The 17632-nt window shown below is 65.9% G+C and carries 10 protein-coding genes; 5 read left to right on the top strand and 5 right to left on the bottom strand.

All coding sequences use genetic code 11. The annotated features are described in order from the left end of the window. Positions 1-10 precede the first annotated feature (10 nt). The 5 genes from MU856_RS18655 to MU856_RS18635 form a co-directional block, all read right to left on the bottom strand. Entirely contained in the window at positions 11-2527 is a 2517-nt protein-coding gene (locus MU856_RS18655) for a penicillin-binding protein 1A (RefSeq protein ID WP_234179253.1), read from the bottom strand. A gap of 58 nt (positions 2528-2585) precedes the next feature. After that, entirely contained in the window at positions 2586-3209 is a 624-nt protein-coding gene (locus MU856_RS18650) for a TetR/AcrR family transcriptional regulator (RefSeq protein ID WP_186401266.1), read from the bottom strand. After that, positions 3206-4351 (bottom strand): DSD1 family PLP-dependent enzyme, encoded by a 1146-nt coding sequence (locus tag MU856_RS18645; RefSeq protein WP_062901167.1) that lies wholly within the window; start codon positions 4349-4351, stop codon positions 3206-3208. Before MU856_RS18645 ends, MU856_RS18650 begins: the two co-directional genes overlap by 4 nt. Then, on the bottom strand, positions 4348-5616 hold the full coding sequence (locus MU856_RS18640; protein WP_263588157.1) for a D-arabinono-1,4-lactone oxidase: 1269 nt from the start codon (positions 5614-5616) through the stop codon (positions 4348-4350). Before MU856_RS18640 ends, MU856_RS18645 begins: the two co-directional genes overlap by 4 nt. Positions 5617-5687: 71 nt before the next feature. Then, positions 5688-6956 carry an N-acetylmuramoyl-L-alanine amidase gene (locus tag MU856_RS18635; protein WP_263588156.1) on the bottom strand — a complete coding sequence of 423 codons (1269 nt, stop codon included), beginning with the start codon at positions 6954-6956 and terminating at the stop codon, positions 5688-5690. Between the two features lie 602 nt (positions 6957-7558). Between MU856_RS18635 and MU856_RS18630 the strand changes: the two genes are divergently transcribed. The 5 genes from MU856_RS18630 to MU856_RS18610 all read left to right on the top strand — a co-directional run bounded on the left by MU856_RS18630 (position 7559) and on the right by MU856_RS18610 (position 17631). Then, positions 7559-10177: an Rne/Rng family ribonuclease gene (locus MU856_RS18630; protein ID WP_263589003.1), complete on the top strand. Its 2619-nt coding sequence runs from the start codon at positions 7559-7561 to the stop codon at positions 10175-10177. A gap of 168 nt (positions 10178-10345) precedes the next feature. Next, positions 10346-11752: a M48 family metalloprotease gene (locus tag MU856_RS18625; RefSeq protein WP_409372291.1), complete on the top strand. Its 1407-nt coding sequence runs from the start codon at positions 10346-10348 to the stop codon at positions 11750-11752. Between the two features lie 56 nt (positions 11753-11808). Continuing rightward, complete coding sequence (locus MU856_RS18620) at positions 11809-13422, top strand: thioredoxin domain-containing protein (RefSeq protein WP_263588155.1); 1614 nt, start codon at positions 11809-11811, stop codon at positions 13420-13422. Positions 13423-13424: 2 nt separating this feature from the next. Continuing rightward, on the top strand, positions 13425-15023 hold the full coding sequence (locus MU856_RS18615) for a tetratricopeptide repeat-containing sulfotransferase family protein (protein WP_263588154.1): 1599 nt from the start codon (positions 13425-13427) through the stop codon (positions 15021-15023). A gap of 202 nt (positions 15024-15225) precedes the next feature. Further along, a complete protein-coding gene (locus MU856_RS18610; protein WP_263588153.1) occupies positions 15226-17631 on the top strand; it encodes a TonB-dependent receptor in 2406 nt (801 codons plus the stop codon). Position 17632: the final 1 nt, after the last annotated feature.

The raw sequence follows: 17632 nt of genomic DNA, 5'->3' as shown, positions 1-17632 counted from the left end.
AGGCAAGCCGTCAGATGATACCGCCGCGGTCGTCGAGGAAGTCGGCGTCGCTGCGCCGGCCATTGCCTTCCTGCACCGGGGCATCGGGTCGCTTGGCGGAGGCGGCAGGCTTGATCTCTTCTTCGCGGATCGTCCGGCGCGGTTCGCTTTCGGGCTTAAAGGCTTCCCAGATGATCGCCGCCTTGGGATCGGTCCCCGGCCACGCGCCATAGACGCGGCGGCCCGACTGGCGGTCGATGCGCACCATGCGGATATTCTTCGGCGCAATGAACGGCACCGGCGGCCGGTCGGTCAGCGATTCGAGGAAGAATTGCTTGAATACCGGCGCGGCGAGGCTGCCGCCCTGCGCATAGCCGCCCATGCTGCGCGGCTGGTCATAGCCCATATAGAGGCCGGCGACGACGTCGGGGGTGCCGCCGACGAACCAGACGTCGGTCGGGCCGGTGGTCGTCCCCGTCTTGCCGAACAGCGGCACGTTCAGATCGCGCAGCACCTGCGCCGTCCCGCGCTGAACGACGCCTTCGAGCATATGGACGACCTGATAGGCGGTCATCGGGTCCATCAGCTGCTTGCCCGACGGCGTGAAGCGCGGCATCGGCTTGCCATCCCAATCGTCGCTGTTGCACCCCTCGCAGGGCCTCCAGTTCTTGGGAAAGATCACCTTGCCGCGGCGATCCTGGACATAGTCGATCAGTCGCGGCTTGAGCTCGCGGCCGTGGTTGGCGAGCATCGAAAAGGCGTTGACCATCTTTTCGACCGTCGTCGACCCGGCGCCGAGCGCGGTCGACAGATAGGGTTCGTGCGTCCCGATCCCCATCGTCTTGATCGTTTCGACGATCGGTTCCATCCCGATCTGGCTCGCCGTCCTGACCGTCATCAGATTGCGCGACTGCTCAAGGCCCCAGCGCATCGTATGTTCGCCGCTGCCGCTCGCGCCGCCGAAGTTGCGGAAGCATTTGTTGCCGAAGCGCGCGCCCTGATAGACGCAGAAGGGGCCGTCGACGATCAGCGTCGCGGGGGTCATGCCATTGTCGAGTGCCGTCGCATAGACGAAGGGCTTGATCGTCGACCCCGGCTGGCGTTCGGCCTGGGTCGCCCGATTGAACGGCGACAGGCGAACGTCGAACCCGCCCTGCATCGCATAGATGCGGCCCGAATGGGGGCTTTCGACGACCATGCCGCCCGACACTTCGGGGATGTTCTTCAGCGTATAGACGCCGGGCCCGGTCGCCTTGACCGCGATCAGGTCACCCGGACGCATCGCCGAAAAGGCGCTGCCGCCCGTCTTGCGATAGCCCATGCTCGCGGCACCGGCGGGCAGGCGCCCCTCTTCGCCGTCGGCAAAGCCGATGCGCGCCTCGCCGGCCGTTTTGGCGAGCACCGCGGCAACGCGCCAATTGTCGTAGTCGATGCCGATGAAGCTCGACGCGAGGCGGCTGCGCCATTTGTCGTCGGCCTCGATCCGCGCGATCGGTCCCGACCAGCCCTTGCCGGTGTCGTAGCGGACGAGGCCGCGGCGCAGCGCGCCGGTCGCGGCCTGCTGCATCTTGTCGTCATAAGGGGTGCGCACCCAAAGCCCGCCGCCATAAACGCTGAGCGGGCCGTCCTCGGGGGTCTCGCCGAACTGGTCGATCAGCTGGCGGCGCACCTCTTCCATATAATAGCCGCCGACCTGCGCGACCGCCTTGTTGCCCGTTTCAGAGAGGCCGAGCGGCATCGCCTGCGCGGCGTCGCGCTGCGCCGCGGTGATCCAGCCGTTGCGGAACATTTCGGAGAGCACGAAATTGCGCCGCGCGATCGCCTTGTCGGTATTGCGCGCGCGGCCATAGGTTTCGGGTGCCTTGGGCAAAATGGCGAGGAAGGCCATTTCGTGAAGCGCGAGCTGGTCGACATCCTTGTCGAAGTAGGCGCGCGCGGCCGCTTGGACGCCGAAGCTGCGGCGGCCGAGCGGAATTTCGTTCAGATACAGTTCGAGGATCTGCTGCTTCGTAAGCGCCGCCTCGATCCGCTTGGCGAGGATCGCCTCGCGAATCTTGCGGGTATAGCTGACCTCGCCCGTCAGCAGCAGATTCTTCGCCACCTGCTGCGTGATCGTCGAGGCGCCGACCGGGCGGCCGTCGCGCTTCAGATTGGTCAGGATCGCGGTCGCGATGCCGGGATAGTCGATCCCGCCATGTTCGAAAAAGGTGCGATCCTCGGCCGCGAGAAAGGCGCGGACGAGAAGCTGGGGATATTCGGCATATTCCAGCTGGACGCGGCGCTCGCGTGCATAGCTGTGGACGGGCTTGCCCTCGCCGTCGCGCACCATCGTCGGCAGCGGCGGCTGATAGTCGCGAAGCTGGTCGACCGAAGGCAGGTTACGGGCGAAAATCGTCCACAGCAGCGCCAGTGCGGCCACGCCCGCCAGCGCCAGATAGCCGAGCCAGCGGAACCAGCGCCGCGTCCACATCTGCCGGAACCAGCCAATGACGGCGTTGCTGTCGCGACGCAGGCGGTAACGGAAGTGGGACGTGCTGTCGGCGACCATGATTGGCTTGCCTCTAAAGCCTGCTTCGCCGAAAGGGAAGCGGCTTGCGCCCGGACGGTCAGCCGTCCGTCGCGAGATCCTGGAGCGACGCCTTTAGCAGACGCGCAGCGTCGGCGAGCACCGCATCGGCGGCGACCCGATCTTCCTCATAGAGCATCTCGTCGGCGGCGAAGCCGATCTCGACCGCGAGGCGCAGCCGCCGCCAACAAGTCTCGCGCGGCACGCCGACGAGCCAGGGCAGACATGCATCGGTCAGCCGGTCGGTGACGTGGCGATGCGATTCGAGCCGGACATGGACGAGTCGCGGGGTCGCGTGGAGCGCGCGCAAGGTCCACACCGCGCCCGGCTCGGCGCGCGTTACCGTGGCGGTTTTGGCGAGCAGTTCGCCGATATGATCGGCCATTGCCGCGATGCCGCCGCTCCGGTGCCGCTCGATCCACGCCTCCAGCACTGCATTCTGCCGCTCCATCAGCCGGCGGCCCAACGCTTCGAGAACCGCATATTTGTCGCCGAAATAGCGATAGAGTGCGGGCGGGCTCAGCCCTGCCTCGGCGGCGATCCGGTTGGTCGAAATGCGTTCGATGCCCTCTTCGGCGAGGAGCAGGCCCGCGACATCGAGCAGCCTGTCATAGGTGGCGCGCGCGCGGTCCTGCTTCGGCGGCGCCTTCGCCGCGACGCTCATCGCGCGCGCCCGCGCGCACTGACCGGCCAGATGGCGACGAGCGTGTCGCCTGCGACGACATGATAATGGTCATAGAGATTGACGGTCGGGTCGCAGTGCGGGACGGTCAGCGTCACCGGATCGCCCGGCGCCATCCGTTCGCCGATGCCGGGCGCGACCAGCGCCGCATGTTCGTCGCCCATGAAGGCGAAGAAGCTGTCCGTGGGCGCGCCGCGCCGCACCACGGCGACCCCGCCGTCGGTCGACAGCGATTTGAACCCCGCGTCGATGGTGACAAGGCCGCTATGATTGGCGCTGACGACGCGCGCATCGACACCGAGCGCAACCTCGAACGGCGGCGCGCCGTCGCCGGTCAGATCGCAGTCGCAATATTGCTTGTCCATGAAGACGTAGGAGCCCGCCTGCAGCTCGGTAAAGACGCCGAGGTCGAGGTCGATATGGTGCGTTCCGGTCCCCGAGCCGCTGACGATTTCCGCCGCGAAGCCCGCGTCGGCAAGCGCGGCGAGGGCCGTCTTCAGATAATCGGTGCGCTCGGCGATCGCGGCGCGGCGCTCGGCATAATCCTCGATATGTTGCTGCGACCCGCAATAATATTGGACGCCGCGCCAGCGCAGCGTCGGCAGCGCGGCGATGGCGCGGGCAAGGTCGACGGCCTTTTCGGGCGAGGCGACCCCGGTGCGCGCGATACCGGGATCGATGTCGATCAACACGTCGAGCGTCGCGCCTTGGACCGCAAGCGCGGCATCGATCCGCTCCGCAACATCGGGATGATCGACCGTCGCCATCAGCAGGTCCGCGCGCGTGGCCAGCGCCGCAAGCCGCTCGATCGCGCGCGGCGCGGCGACCGGCGAGGTGATGAGGATGCCGGTGATGCCGCCGTCGGCGAGTGCCTCCGCTTCGCCGATCTTCGCGCAGCAGACCCCGGCGGCGCCTGCTGCAAGCTGGCGCTTCGCGATATCGACGCTCTTGTGGGTCTTGGCATGGGGCCTCAGGCCAATACCGCGCGCGGCGGCCAGCCCGGCCATCGCCGCAATATTGCGGTCGAGCGCCTCGATATCGAGGACGAGTACCGGCGTATTGAGGTCGGCGCGCGACCCCTGCCGACCGACAAGATGGGCGTGCAGGGTCAGATCGTCGCTCATGAAAACAGCGCCTCCAGATGCGGGTTCAGAAATTTGCCGTGGGGATCGGCAGCACGGCGGACCGCGCGATAGCGCTCGGCCATCGGATAAAGCGAATCGACATCGGCGCGCGTCAATGTGTGGCGCTTCGCCCAATGCGGCCGCCCCCCATGCGCCCGAAAAATCGCCTCGGCGCCAGCAAAATGATCAGCCCATGGCATTTTTGCATATTGATGCATCGAGATCGCAGCGACCGGCCCCGCGTTCATCGGGCTCATCCAGATATCGTCGGCGGCGACGGTGCGATATTCAAAGGGAAAGGTCACGGGCAAACGCCGGGCGCGAATCCAGCCGATCACCGCGTCGAGCGCGGCGAGGCCGACGGCGCGCGGCAGTTCATATTCCATTTCCTCGAAGCGGATCGTGCGGTCGGACGGAAAGATGCTGTGCGCGGGCCCGCGACGCTCGCCATCGAAGCGCGTCTTCATCATCGCGCGCTGGAGCAGCGGGGTCAGAAAAGGCGCGAAGGCCGCGACGTCGAGCGCGCGGCGGAAAGCGCTTTCGTCGACATCGCTCGTCGAGCGGGGCGGATCGCACGGGTCGCACGGCGTCAAAGTCTTCAGGATCACATGTTCGGCGTGCGGAAAAATCCAGAATTCGATGTGGCGGTGCTGCTCGGCAAGCTCGTCGTAGCTTTCGCGGATTTCGTCCCAGCGCCTTTTCTCGATCTGTTCGACCAGATGAAAGGCGGGGACGACGGCGACCTCGATCTCGGTCGCGATGCCGAACAGCCCGAGCGACAGCCGCTGGGCCGCGAATAGATCGGAGTTTTCCTGCGCGTCGCACCAGCGCGCCGCGCCGTCGGCGCCGATCAGCCGGAAGCCGCGTGCAAAGGTTGACAGCGAGCCGAGATCGACGCCGGTCCCGTGCGTGCCCGTCGCCATCGCGCCCGCCAGCGCCTGCGGATTGACATCGCCCTGGTTGGCGAGCGCAAGGCCGTGCTGCCACAACGCCTCGGTCAGCCGCTTGATGCTCCATCCTGCCGGCATGCGCGCGGTCTGACGATCGGGGGCGATACTGAGCTCGCCCGCCATCGCGTCGAGGCTCACGATCAGTTCGTCCGACTGGCATAGCGGCATGAAGCTGTGCCCGGCGCCGACCGCGCGCACCTTGGCGGCCTCGCGCACCAGCGCGGAAAGCGCCGCCTCGTCCGTCGGTCGCGCCACCGTTGCCGGGGCACGGACGCTACCCGACCAGTTGCTCCATCCTGCCTCCGCCGTCGCCATGTCGCTCTCCCGCCGCGAACCGGGCGAAAGCTGCGCGCACGTCAAAAGTTAGTCAAGACTAACTTTCTGGATCAGCGGCCGACTGCGGCGATCTGCCGCGCAAAATGAAGCTGGATGGCATCGCGGACGCCCCGCGCAACCTTCTTCTGCCCCGCCGCCGAGGCGAGAAATTCCGCATCCTCCTTATTCGAGATGAAGCCGGTTTCGAACAGGATCGACGGCGTATCGGGGGCCTTCAGCACGACGAAGGATGCAAAACGGTGCGCGGTGGTGCGGAAGGTGACATCGTCCGCCGCCTCACGCTCGAGCAGACGGGCGAAGTCCGACGCGACATTCATCGTCTCGCGCTGCGTCAGGTCGAGCAGGATCGACGAGACTTCGCCGCTGTGCGCGCCCAGGTCGACGCCGTTGATGATATTCGCCTTGTTCTCGCGCGCCGCAAGCCGAGCCGCCTCGCGGTCGGAGGCGACTTCGGACAGCGTATAGACCGACGCGCCATGCGCCTCTTCATTCTCGGCCGCGTCGGCATGGATCGAAATGAACAGATCGGCCTTCAGCCGCCGCGCGATGCCATAGCGTTCCTCGAGCACCAGAAAGCGGTCGTCCGAGCGCGTGAGCGCAACGCGGACGCGGCCGCTGGCGACCAGATCGTCGCGAATCGCGCGCGCGATCCCCAGCGTGATATCCTTTTCGCGCTTGCCGCTGTGCGGCGAAATCGCGCCCGGATCGTGCCCGCCATGGCCGGCGTCGATGACGACAAGCGGCAGGCGCGGATTATTCGGCCCTTCGATCTTGGGCAGCGCCGGCGCCGGCTTGGGCGCGCCGATCGGCACGGTGACGCTGTAGCGCTTTTCGGGCGGCTTGGCGCGAAAGTTGAGCGGCGGCTGCCATTCGGTGCGCGGCGTCTTGGCGGCGCGTTCGAACTCGTCGGCCGAGACGGGACGCAGGCGCAGCGAAAGGCTGCGCCCGTCGGCGGCGAAGCGCGCGTCGGTGACCACCGCGGGCCGCGCCAGATCGAGCACGACGCGCGCCGTGTCGGCGGCCGGCCGCCCCTGGCGCACCGCGCTGACAAGCCCGCTGCCCTGCGGCGAACGGCCAGGATCGGCGCCCAGAATGTCGAGCGCGATGCGGTCGGGTCCGGCGAGGACGAAGGCCGACGCGCCCGCGACGACGTCGGCAAAGCGCAGCGTCACCTCGCGGTCGCCGATTTCGACCGCGCGAATATCGCCCGCGATCGCCGCCGGCATCGACAGGATCGTCGCGATCAGGACAAGGATCAGGCCCATCACCCGGTTATGCCGCCCCCGGCGCGCGATGGTCCAGCGCTTATTCGAAAACATGAGCGCTCCGGCCGCAAAAAAGGATGAACCAGCCATTAGCCATCGCCCGTCAAATCCCGGTCAACCGGCACGGTTAACAGGCTATTCAGTATGAATTACGCGAAACGCCTTGTCGGCGCGCGCGAACATTCCCATGTGACTGCCGTGCTTTGGGTTGCCGTTGGTCCGTGCCGATGCTAGCACCCGACACACTGACGGTGTCCGACCCGATCCCGTCCGGCCTTTTGAGGGGAAAGGCTGACCCGCGCGATTCGCGGTTCATGGCCTCCCTGGCGCCGGACATGCGGGGAAAGGCATATCCGTCAGTCCACCCGGATGACCGGGCGGCGGCCGACCCCATTCCAGCGTCGCCTGCCATAACGGTCACCCCGTAACAGGTTGATGCCGTATGAGGCTTGCCATGCCCTCTTCCCATGCCGACGCAGTCGCATTTGCGCCGCGCGTCGACGTGACGGAAGACCGCATGCGCGTCCAGGACCGGACGCGGGCCACGCGCGGCAATAACGTCTTTTTCCGTTTGAACCCTATCGACCGCAGCCGCCCTCCACGGGCGGCGGCGGCCTTTTTGTTTGGCGCGCTGCGGCGCGCCTGGAGTAATAATAATGACCACGCGCATGTTGATCGACGCGCGGCACCGGGAAGAAACCCGGGTCGCCGTCACCAAGGGAAACCGCATCGAGGAGTTTGATTTCGAGTCCGCCGAGCACAAGCAGCTCAAGGGCAATATCTATCTGGCCAAGGTAACCCGCGTCGAACCGTCGCTGCAGGCGGCGTTCGTCGAATATGGTGGCAATCGCCACGGCTTCCTGGCCTTCAGCGAAATCCACCCCGACTATTACCAGATCCCGAAGGAAGACCGCGAAGCGTTGCTGCGCGAAGAGGCGGAGCATGCCGCCGAAGCCGCGATGCGCGCCGAGGAAGATCTCGACGAGCTGGAAGGCGATGTGGCCGATGTCGACGAGCCCGGCGACGATGACGCCGCCGTTGCCGCCCCCCAAACCATCGGCGAGGACAGCGACGATGATGGCCGCGAAGATTCCGCGGACGACGCCGACGGCGAAGATGGCGAAGAATCGCGCGACGATCGCGACGACAAGGGTCGCCGGGGCCGCGGGCGTGGCCGGGGGCGCAAGGGCGGCCGCGGACGCGGACGCCGCGACGAGGACGAAAATGGCGAAAGCCGCATGTCGCTGCGCCGCAAGTACAAGATTCAGGACGTCATCCGTCGCCGCCAGGTGATGCTGGTGCAGGTCGTCAAGGAAGAGCGCGGCAACAAGGGTGCGGCGCTGACCACCTATCTGTCGCTGGCCGGCCGCTACTGCGTGCTGATGCCCAACACGATGCACGGCGGCGGGATCAGCCGCAAGATTTCGAATGGCGCCGATCGCCGCAAATTGAAGGCGATGATCGACGAGCTCAACCTGCCGCCGTCGATGGGCTGCATCGTCCGCACCGCGGGGATGAGCCGCACCAAGACCGAGATCAAGCGCGACTTCGACTATCTCGCCCGGCTTTGGGACGAGATCCGCGAAAAGACGCTGGGGTCGAGCGCGCCGGCGCTGATCCATTCGGACAGCGACCTTGTGAAGCGTGCGATCCGCGACATCTATCACCGCGACATCGAGGAAGTGCTCGTCGAGGGCGAAGAGGGTTATAAGGCGGCGAAGCAGTTCATGAAGCTGCTGATGCCCAGCCACGCCCGGCGCGTGAAGCAATATGCCGACCCCGTTTCGCTGTATCAGCGCTATGGCGTCGAGGATCAGCTTGCGGGGATGCTCAATCCCGTCGTCCAGTTGAAATCGGGCGGCTATCTGGTCATCAACCCGACCGAGGCGCTGGTGTCGATCGACATCAACTCGGGGCGCTCGACGCGCGAGCATAATATCGAGCAGACCGCACTCAGCACCAACCTCGAGGCAGCGCACGAAATCGCCCGCCAGCTCCGCCTGCGCGACATGGCGGGCCTGATCGTCATCGACTTCATCGACATGGATCATGGCTCGAACGTCCGCAAGGTCGAGCGCGCGATGAAGGATGCGCTCAAGAATGACCGCGCGCGCATCCAGGTCGGCCGCATCTCGGGCTTCGGCCTGATGGAAATGAGCCGCCAGCGGCTGCGCACCGGCGTGCTCGAAGCGTCGACGCGACCCTGCCCGCATTGCGAAGGCACCGGCCTCGTCCGCACCGCATCGTCGGCGGGTCTCAGCGCGCTGCGCCTGATCGAAGAGGAAGCCGCACGTGGCAAGGGCAGCAAGATAATCCTGCGCGCGAGCCAGGAAGCAACCTTCTATCTACTCAACGAAAAGCGCCGCGAACTGCGCGACATCGAGGATCTGTACGGCGTCAGCGTCGAAATCCTGCCCGACGGAGAAACCGAAGGCGCGCGCATGGCGATCGAGGTCGGCGGCCCGCCGCCCGTTCAGCGCCGCAGCTTCGCCCCGATCGCGCCGATCGAGGATGATGATGACGACGATATCGTCGACGAAGAGGATATCGAAGAAGAGGAAGAAGAAGCCGAACGCCCCGCGCGCCGCGAACGCGAGCGTGACGAGGGCGATGCCGATGGCGAAGGCGGACGCAACAAGCGCCGCCGGCGTCGCCGCCGCGGTCGTCGCGGTCGCCGCGATGACGAGGGCAACGAAACCGCCGAGGGCGAAACGGCTTCCGAAGAGGCCGAGGACGGCGACGACGAAGTCGGCGCCGATGGTGCGGTCGAAACCGTAGCCGCCGAAGCGAGCGAGGAAGGCGAAGCCAAGCCGCGTCGTCGCCGCGGTGGCCGCGGTCGCAAGAAGGTCGAGGCCGAAGCCGAAGCAGGCGACGCGGACACGACCGCGCCCGAACCGGAAGCCGTCGAAGCTCCCGCCCCCGAAATGCCGCCGGCTGACGAAAAGCCGAAGCGCAAGCGCGCGCCGCGCAAGACCAAGACGGCGATCGCTGCCGAAGCGGCCGCTGCCGAAGCGAGCAGCGAAGCGCCCGACGCTCCTGTCGCCGAAGTGCCGGTAGAGGAGGCGGAACCTGCCAAGCCTGCGCCGAAGAAGCGCGCCAGCCGCAGCAAGAAGGCGGCCGCCGCCGAGGCGCAGCCCGCCGAAGCGACGGCAAGCGCACCGCAGGGCGATGCGGCGGACGAAGCCGTCTCCGTCCCCGCCGAGGCCGATGCCGACGGCGACGCCCCAGCGGGCGAACCCCGCCGAGGCTGGTGGCAGCGCACCTTCGGCAACTGACGCGCCTGCATCGCGTAAAAAGATGGGCCCCCGTGCAAGCGGGGGCCCCTTTTTTGGACTGTCACCGCGGCGGCGACCATCTCTCGCCTTGCGCCCGCGCGGCTGGCGCCCCAATAAGTCTCCATGGCTTCAGTCGAGGTTCAGACGCGCGGCGCAAGACAGGCGGCGATGATCGCCCCGTCCCCGTCCCACATCCTGGCCCGGCTGGGCGCCTGGCGCGCCGCGCTGCGCCTGTTGATGACGCTCCTCGCCATGGTGGCCGTTGCCGCGCGGCCGGTGATGGCGCAGTCGATGCTGCGCGACGCCGAAACCGAGGCGCTGTTCCAGGACATGGTCGACCCGCTGCTCGTCGCGGCGGGGCTGCGTCCCGGACAGGTGCGCGTCCACCTGCTCGGCGACCGCAGCATCAACGCGTTCGTGGCGGGCAGTCAGGACATCTATGTCTTTAGCGGCCTGATCGAGACCGCCGACAGCGCCAACGAAGTGCAGGGCGTACTCGCCCACGAGCTCGGCCATATCATGGGCGGCCACGCAATCCGCGCCAGCGACGGCGCCAAGACCGCAACGGGCATCTCGCTGCTCAGTATGCTGCTCGGCGCCGCGGCGATCGCGGCGGGCGGCGGCGACGCTGGAATGGGCATCATGATGGCAGGGCAGCAGGCCGCACTCGGCAAATATCTGGCGTTCAGCCGGGTCCAGGAAGCGACCGCCGATGCCGCCGGCGCCCAATATCTGTCGAAGGCGGGGATCAGCGGCAGGGGCAGCCTCGATTTCTTCAAGAAGCTGCAGAACCTCGAATTTCGCTATGCCGTCAAACAGGATGATGATCAGGCCTACAGCCGCACGCACCCGCTGTCTGGCGATCGCATCCAGGCGCTTCGCGAAGTCTATGTCGTCGATCCGGCGTGGGACAAGCCGAGCGACCCCCAGCTCGAGGCCCGCTTCCAGCGCGTGAAGGCCAAGCTGCTCGGCTATATGGAAGAGCCCGAGCGGACGCTGCGCAAATATCCCGAAAGCGACAAGAGCGTGCCCGCGCGCTACGCCCGCGCTTACGCCTGGCACAAGAGCGCCTATCCGCAAAAGGCGCTGGACGAGGTCGATGCCCTGATCGCCACCAATCCCGAAGACCCTTATTTCCTCGAACTCGAAGGCCAGGTTCTGCTCGAATCCGGTCGGCCCAAGGAAGCGATCCCGCCGCTGCGCAAAGCGGTCGCCAACTCGAAATCGCAGCCGCTGATCGCCTCGACCCTCGGCCATGCGTTGATCGCGACCGAGGATCCGGCCAATTTTCCAGAGGCCGAGAAGGTGCTGAAGACCGCCGTCGCGCTCGATAACGAGAATCCGTTTGCCTGGTATCAGCTTGGAATTGTCTATGCGAACCGCGGCGATCAGGCGCGCGCCGCGCTCGCCTCGGCGGAACGCTACAGTCTCGAGGGTGGACAGCCGATGCTCGCGCTGCGTAATGCCGAAATGGCGATGCAGGGCCTGCCGCAAGGGTCGCCCGACTGGATTCGTGCACAGGATATTTCGATGGTTGCGCGCGCCGAGGTAGAACGGACGCGCAAACGGCGCTAGATTCACGACGAAATTCGGGGATGCATCGCAATTTCGCGAATGCACAAGGGCGACAAGTGACAGACAAGAAAGACGAATATTACCAGCCGTGGTTGCGCGACCCGACGCCGGCGCCCGATCCCCTGCCGCGCGCCGACGAGGGGCTGGCGAAGCCGAAGGACGCGCCCCCCGTCGGCATCGACGTCGGCCGCTATACGCCGCAGCCCACTCCGGCGCGCGATCCGCGCGTCACGGGCGAGCAGCTGAAGGCGGGTGCGGCGCGGCTATGGAGTGCGATCCGGCACGGCGCTGCGGCCTTTGCCGACTGGACGATCGATGTCGGCGAACGCGCCGATATTCCCGCCCGCGTCGAGGCAATGGAGATACCGCGGCGGACGCGCGACCTTGCGCAGCGTTCGGGCCGCGGCGCCGCGCGCGCCGCGCGCGCCATCGGACGCGGATCGGCGAAGGCGGCGCGCAGCGCAGCAAGCGCGAGCGGCGAGGCGTGGGGCAAGATGGCGCTGGGCGACAAGGTCGCGAAAATTTCCAGCGAAGCCGGACGCGGGATCGGCGAAGTCGCGGGCAAGACGAAGGCCGGAATCGGCCAGGTCGCAGGTCAGGTTGCGCGCGCCGGCAAGGACGGCATCGGCGACGCCGCGAACAAGCTGCGTCCCGCCGCCGAAGAGCTTGCGCCGCCGCCCTCGGGGCTCGAACAATTGCTCGCGCGCGAAGAGGCAGAGGCGCGCGCCGCCGACGCCGGGAACGCGGGCGACCTGCCGCTCTTCGCCGGCGAAGCGATCCCCGCGACGCTGGCGGAAACGCCGGCCAAGGCAGCGGCAACAGCAATCGCGTCGGACGATGATCGCACCCCGCATGTCACGCCCCCGGCCAAGCCCAAGCTCGCGCGGACCAAGGCGATGACCGCGGGCCGCCTGCCGCAGCGCCAGGGAGGAATGATGGACGGCGTATCGACGCGAACCCTGCTGATCGGCGGCATCGCCGCGCTCGCGCTGCTCGGCGCGACCTTCTGGCTTGGCGGCCGCTTCGGCGGCGGCATGAGCAAGAGCGAGGTCGAGACGATCGTCGGCGACTATATTCGCGCCAATCCCGAAATCATCCCCGAGGCGTTGGAGGCGCAGCGCGACCGCGAAATGGCCAGGGCGATCGACGCGATCCGCCCCGCGCTCGAAAAGCCCTATGCCGGCGCTTGGGCGGGCAATGCCGACGGCGACGTCACGCTGGTCGTCTTCACCGATTATGCCTGCGGCTTCTGCCGGGCGAGCGTGCCCGACGTGGACCGGCTGGTCCGCGAGGACAAAAGGCTGAAGGTCGTGTTCCGCGAATTGCCGATCATCTCGCCGCAAAGCCGCGATGCCGCGCTGATGGCGCTCGCCGCCGCGCGACAGGGCAAATATGACGCTTTCCACCACGCGATGTTCGCAGCGAGTTCGCTCGACCCCTCGGCGATCGCCGCCGCCGCGCAGCGCGCGGGCGTCGTTACCGACGGCAGCGCCGACGCGACCGCGAACGAGGCGCTGTTCCAGCGCGAACTCGACGCGAACCTGGCGATCGCAACCCAGCTTCAGCTCAACGCGACCCCGACCTGGGTCGTCGGCAATCAACTTCTCCAAGGGCAGGTTGGCTATGACACGCTGAAGCGCGCCATCGCCAAGGCCCGGTCCAAGAGCTGAGCATGACGGCCGATCGCGTTCAGGCGACGATCGAACGGGCGATCCGCAACCCAGCGCTGATGACGGCCGCGCTCGCGCTCGCCGAGGGGCGACTGCACGACGCCGAGCCGGCATTGAAGGCGCATCTTAAGCAAGACCCCTTCGACGTGACGGCGATCCGTATGCTTGCCGAACTGGCGGCGCGGATCGAACGCTATCGCGACGCCGAAGCGCTGCTGCGCCGGGCGATCGAACTGGCGCCCGAATTTCTCGCCGCACGGTCGAACCTTGCAACGATCCTCCACCGTCAGGGCCGTTCGGCCGAGGCGGTCGAGGAGCTTGAAAAGCTGCAGCAGGTCGATCCCGACAATCTGATGAACGCCAACCTGAAGGCCGCCGCGCTCGGCCGCGTCGGCGAGTTTGACGAGGCGCTCGCACTCTACGAACGGGTATTGCAAGGCATCGATCGCCAGCCGCGCATCTGGATGTCCTACGGTCATATGCTCAAGACGGTGGGGCGACAGGACGACGCGATCGCCGCCTATCGCCGGGCGCTGGCGCTCAACCCCGCGCTCGGCGAGGTGTGGTGGAGCCTCGCTAACCTCAAGACTTTCCGTTTTTCGGACGCTGATCTGGATGCGATGCAGGCGCCGCTCGGCCGCGACGATCTGGCGGTCGAGGATCGTTTCCACCTCCATTTCGCGCTCGGCAAGGCGGAGGAGGACCGGCAGCGCCCGGCCGAGGCCTTTGCCCATTACGCGCGCGGCAATGGCTTGCGCCGGACCTTGCTCGACTATGATGCCGATCAGACGCGCGCTGCAGTCGATCATGCCAAGACGCTCTACACCCCTGACTTCTTTGCCTCGCGGTCCGATCATGGCGCCGATGCGCCCGACCCCATCTTTATCGTCGGCATGCCGCGCGCGGGATCGACGCTGATCGAACAGATATTGTCGAGCCATTCGATGATCGAGGGCACCATGGAGTTGCCCGACATCCCCCGACTCTTCGCCAAGGCGCGCGGGATGGGCGGAATCGCGAAACTGTCGGCACAACAGGCGCGCGACCTCGGCGAAACCTATCTTCGCCAGACGGAGATTCAGCGCAAGAGCGGCAAGCCCTTCTATATCGACAAGTTGCCGAACAACTGGCTGCATGTCGGCTTCATCCGGTTGATCCTGCCCAATGCGAAGATCATCGACGCGCGGCGACATCCGCTCGATTGCTGCTTTTCCAATTTCAAACAGCATTTTGCGCGCGGGCAGGCGTTCAGCTACGATCTTGCCGACATGGGGCGCTATTATGCCGATTATGTCGATCTGATGGACCATTTCGACGGCGTTCTGCCCGGCCATGTCCACCGCGTCTTTCACGAAGATGTGCTCGCCGATCTCGAAGCCGAAGTGCGCGCGATGCTCGGCTGGCTCGGGGTGCCGTTCGAACAGGCCTGCCTTGAATTTCACAAAAGCGACCGCGCGGTTCGCACCGCGAGTTCGGAACAGGTGCGGCGGCCGATCAACCGCGATGGCGTCGGCCAGTGGCGCGCGATGGAGCCGTGGCTCGATCCCTTGAAAGCCGCGCTCGGCCCGGCGCTCGACGCCTATCCCGCGCGCGGCGCATGATTGTTGCAATTTTGTCATAGTGGCCGGGAATCTGCGTTCTCCGGGGGTGACGCACGCGCGTCCCGATTGACGATCGAAAGAAAGCTGGCACACCTCTTTGCTTGCGCTGCGACATATGGCGCAGCGCAGAAAAGGGGGGTCTTGCATGCGAGTCCATTTTTCGCACCGGGCGTTGCTTCTGGCATCGCTATCCACAGCAGTCATGACATCGGGAACTGCGTTCGCCCAAGAGGGGCCGGGCGCGGCGAATAGCGACGAGATCGTCGTCACGGCGCAGAAGCGCGAGGAAAATCTTCAGGACGTTCCGATCAGCATCCAGGCGCTCGGCACACGCAAGCTCGACCAACTCAACGTCGCCAACTTCCAGGATTTTTCGAAACTTCTGCCCAGCGTGGCCTTCCAGTCGAGCCAGCCCGGCGTCACCACTGTCTATATGCGCGGCGTGGCGAGCGGCGGCGACGGCAACCACTCTGGTTCGCTGCCCAGCGTCGGTGTTTATCTCGACGAACAGCCGGTCACGACGATCGGCGGCACGCTCGACGTTCATATTTATGACATCGCGCGCATCGAATCGCTCGCCGGACCGCAGGGCACGCTGTACGGCGCCTCGTCGCAGGCGGGGACGATCCGCATAATCACCAACAAGCCCGACACCGCCGGCTTCGAAGGCCGCGTCGACGGCGAACTCAACACCGTCAAGCATGGCGGCATGGGCGGCCGGCTCGAAGGCATGATCAACGCGCCGCTCAGCGAGATGGCGGCGGTGCGCCTTGTCGGCTGGTATCAGAAGGATGCAGGATATATCGACAATGTGCCGGGAACGCGCAGTTTCCTGCCCGATCCGGGCGGCATCACGGTCAATAACGCACCCTATGTCAAAAAAGACTTCAACGACGCTGAAATCTATGGCGGCCGCGCCGCGCTGAAGGTCGATCTCGACGAAAACTGGACCGTCACCCCGACGCTGCTCTACCAGCATCAAAAGAGCAACGGCACCTTCGCCCAGGATCCGCGCGTCGGCGATTTGCAGGTGCAGCGCTTTTACCCCGACATGCGCACCGACAAGTTCATTCAGGCAGCACTGACGATCGAGGGCAAGCTCGGCAATTTTGATGTCACCTATGCCGGCGCCTATCTCGACCGCAAGGCGTATCAGATCAACGACTATACCGACTATGCCGAGGCTTATGACGCGCTCTATGCCGACTATGGCGGACTGGCCGGCTATTTCTATTTCCAGGACAATGCCGGCAACACGATCGACCCGCGGCAATATATCATCGGCACGGACCATTTCCGCAAGCTCAGCCAGGAACTGCGCATCGCTTCGCCCCAGGAGGAACGTTTCCGTATCGTCGCCGGCCTCTTCTATCAGCGGCAGAGCAACCGGATTCATCAGGACTATCGTGTCCCCGGCCTTGCCGACGATCTGTCAGTCAACGGCCTTCCCGGCACGCTTTGGCTAACCGAGCAGAAGCGCGTCGACAAGGATTATGCGATCTTCGGCGAAGCAAGCTTCGACATCACCCCGACGGTGACGCTCACCGGCGGAGGCCGCTTCTACAAATATGACAACAGCCTGATCGGCTTCTTCGGATTCGGGCGCAATCCCGACGGCCCGCCTTATAATGGCGCGGGCAGCTCACGCACGGGGGTCGCGGGCTGCTATACGACCACGGGCGACATATTGCGCGACAATCCGGGCGGGACGCTGTTCCCTGCCGCGGTGCCTGGCGGGCCGTGCACTAACCTTGCCGATTATGTGAACGGCAAGCTCGTTCCGAAGCGGACCAAGGACGATGGCTTTACCCACCGGCTGAACCTCACGTGGAAACCCAGCGACGATGTGATGGCCTATGCCACCTGGTCGCGCGGCTTCCGTCCGGGCGGAATCAACAGGCGTGCGACGATTCCGCCTTACGACGCCGACTTCCTGACCAATTATGAAATCGGGATCAAAACGACGTTGGCTGGCGGGCTCGTCCGCCTCAACGCAGCGATCTATCAGCAGGATTGGAAGCGCTTCCAATTCTCCTTCCTCGGCCTCAACAGCTTTACCGAAATCCACAACGGGCCGAATGCGCGCATCCGGGGTATCGAAGCCGACGTCAACATCCGCCCGGTCGACGGGCTGACGATCGCGGCGGCGGCCGCGTACACCGATGCCAAGACGCGCAACAATCTATGCGCGATCGACGACCCGACCTATCAATGTACCGCCGATCCTGACAACAGCATCGCCGCGCCGCGGGGAACGCGACTGCCGGTGACACCGCGGTTCAACGGCAATGCGACGATCCGCTATCAATTCCCAGTGGGACCCGGCGAGTTGCATCTGCAATCGGTCGTCGCGCATCGCAGTTCGTCAACTCCCGACATTCGCGTCGATGTCGCGAACGCGCTGGGCCGGATCCGCGGATCGACGACGGTCGACTTTGCGGTCGGTTTCGACTGGAGCAAATACAGCTTCGAACTGTTCCTCCAGAATGCCTTCGACGAGCGGGCCGAGCTGTCGCGCTTCTCCAACTGCGGCCAGTGCGACAGCCGGGTGCAGATATTGGTGAACACGCCGCAGACGATCGGCGCACGCCTGGGCGCCAAGTTCTGAC

It is taken from the genome of Sphingopyxis sp. GC21, assembly GCF_025727575.1.
Taxonomy (GTDB): domain Bacteria; phylum Pseudomonadota; class Alphaproteobacteria; order Sphingomonadales; family Sphingomonadaceae; genus Sphingopyxis; species Sphingopyxis terrae_A.
Note: the sequence above shows the minus strand (reverse complement) of the source record. Positions and strands in the feature narration are given on the sequence as shown.

Bases quoted from the DNA above. Each gene is read 5' to 3' on its own strand.
- MU856_RS18655 (WP_234179253.1), bottom strand. From the start codon at position 2,527: ATGGTCGCCGACAGCACGTCCCACTTCCGTTACCGCCTGCGTCGCGAC.
- MU856_RS18650 (WP_186401266.1), bottom strand. From the start codon at position 3,209: ATGAGCGTCGCGGCGAAGGCGCCGCCGAAGCAGGACCGCGCGCGCGCC.
- MU856_RS18645 (WP_062901167.1), bottom strand. From the start codon at position 4,351: ATGAGCGACGATCTGACCCTGCACGCCCATCTTGTCGGTCGGCAGGGG.
- MU856_RS18640 (WP_263588157.1), bottom strand. From the start codon at position 5,616: ATGGCGACGGCGGAGGCAGGATGGAGCAACTGGTCGGGTAGCGTCCGT.
- MU856_RS18635 (WP_263588156.1), bottom strand. From the start codon at position 6,956: ATGTTTTCGAATAAGCGCTGGACCATCGCGCGCCGGGGGCGGCATAAC.
- MU856_RS18630 (WP_263589003.1), top strand. From the start codon at position 7,559: ATGACCACGCGCATGTTGATCGACGCGCGGCACCGGGAAGAAACCCGG.
- MU856_RS18625 (WP_409372291.1), top strand. From the start codon at position 10,346: ATGATCGCCCCGTCCCCGTCCCACATCCTGGCCCGGCTGGGCGCCTGG.
- MU856_RS18615 (WP_263588154.1), top strand. From the start codon at position 13,425: ATGACGGCCGATCGCGTTCAGGCGACGATCGAACGGGCGATCCGCAAC.
- MU856_RS18610 (WP_263588153.1), top strand. From the start codon at position 15,226: ATGACATCGGGAACTGCGTTCGCCCAAGAGGGGCCGGGCGCGGCGAAT.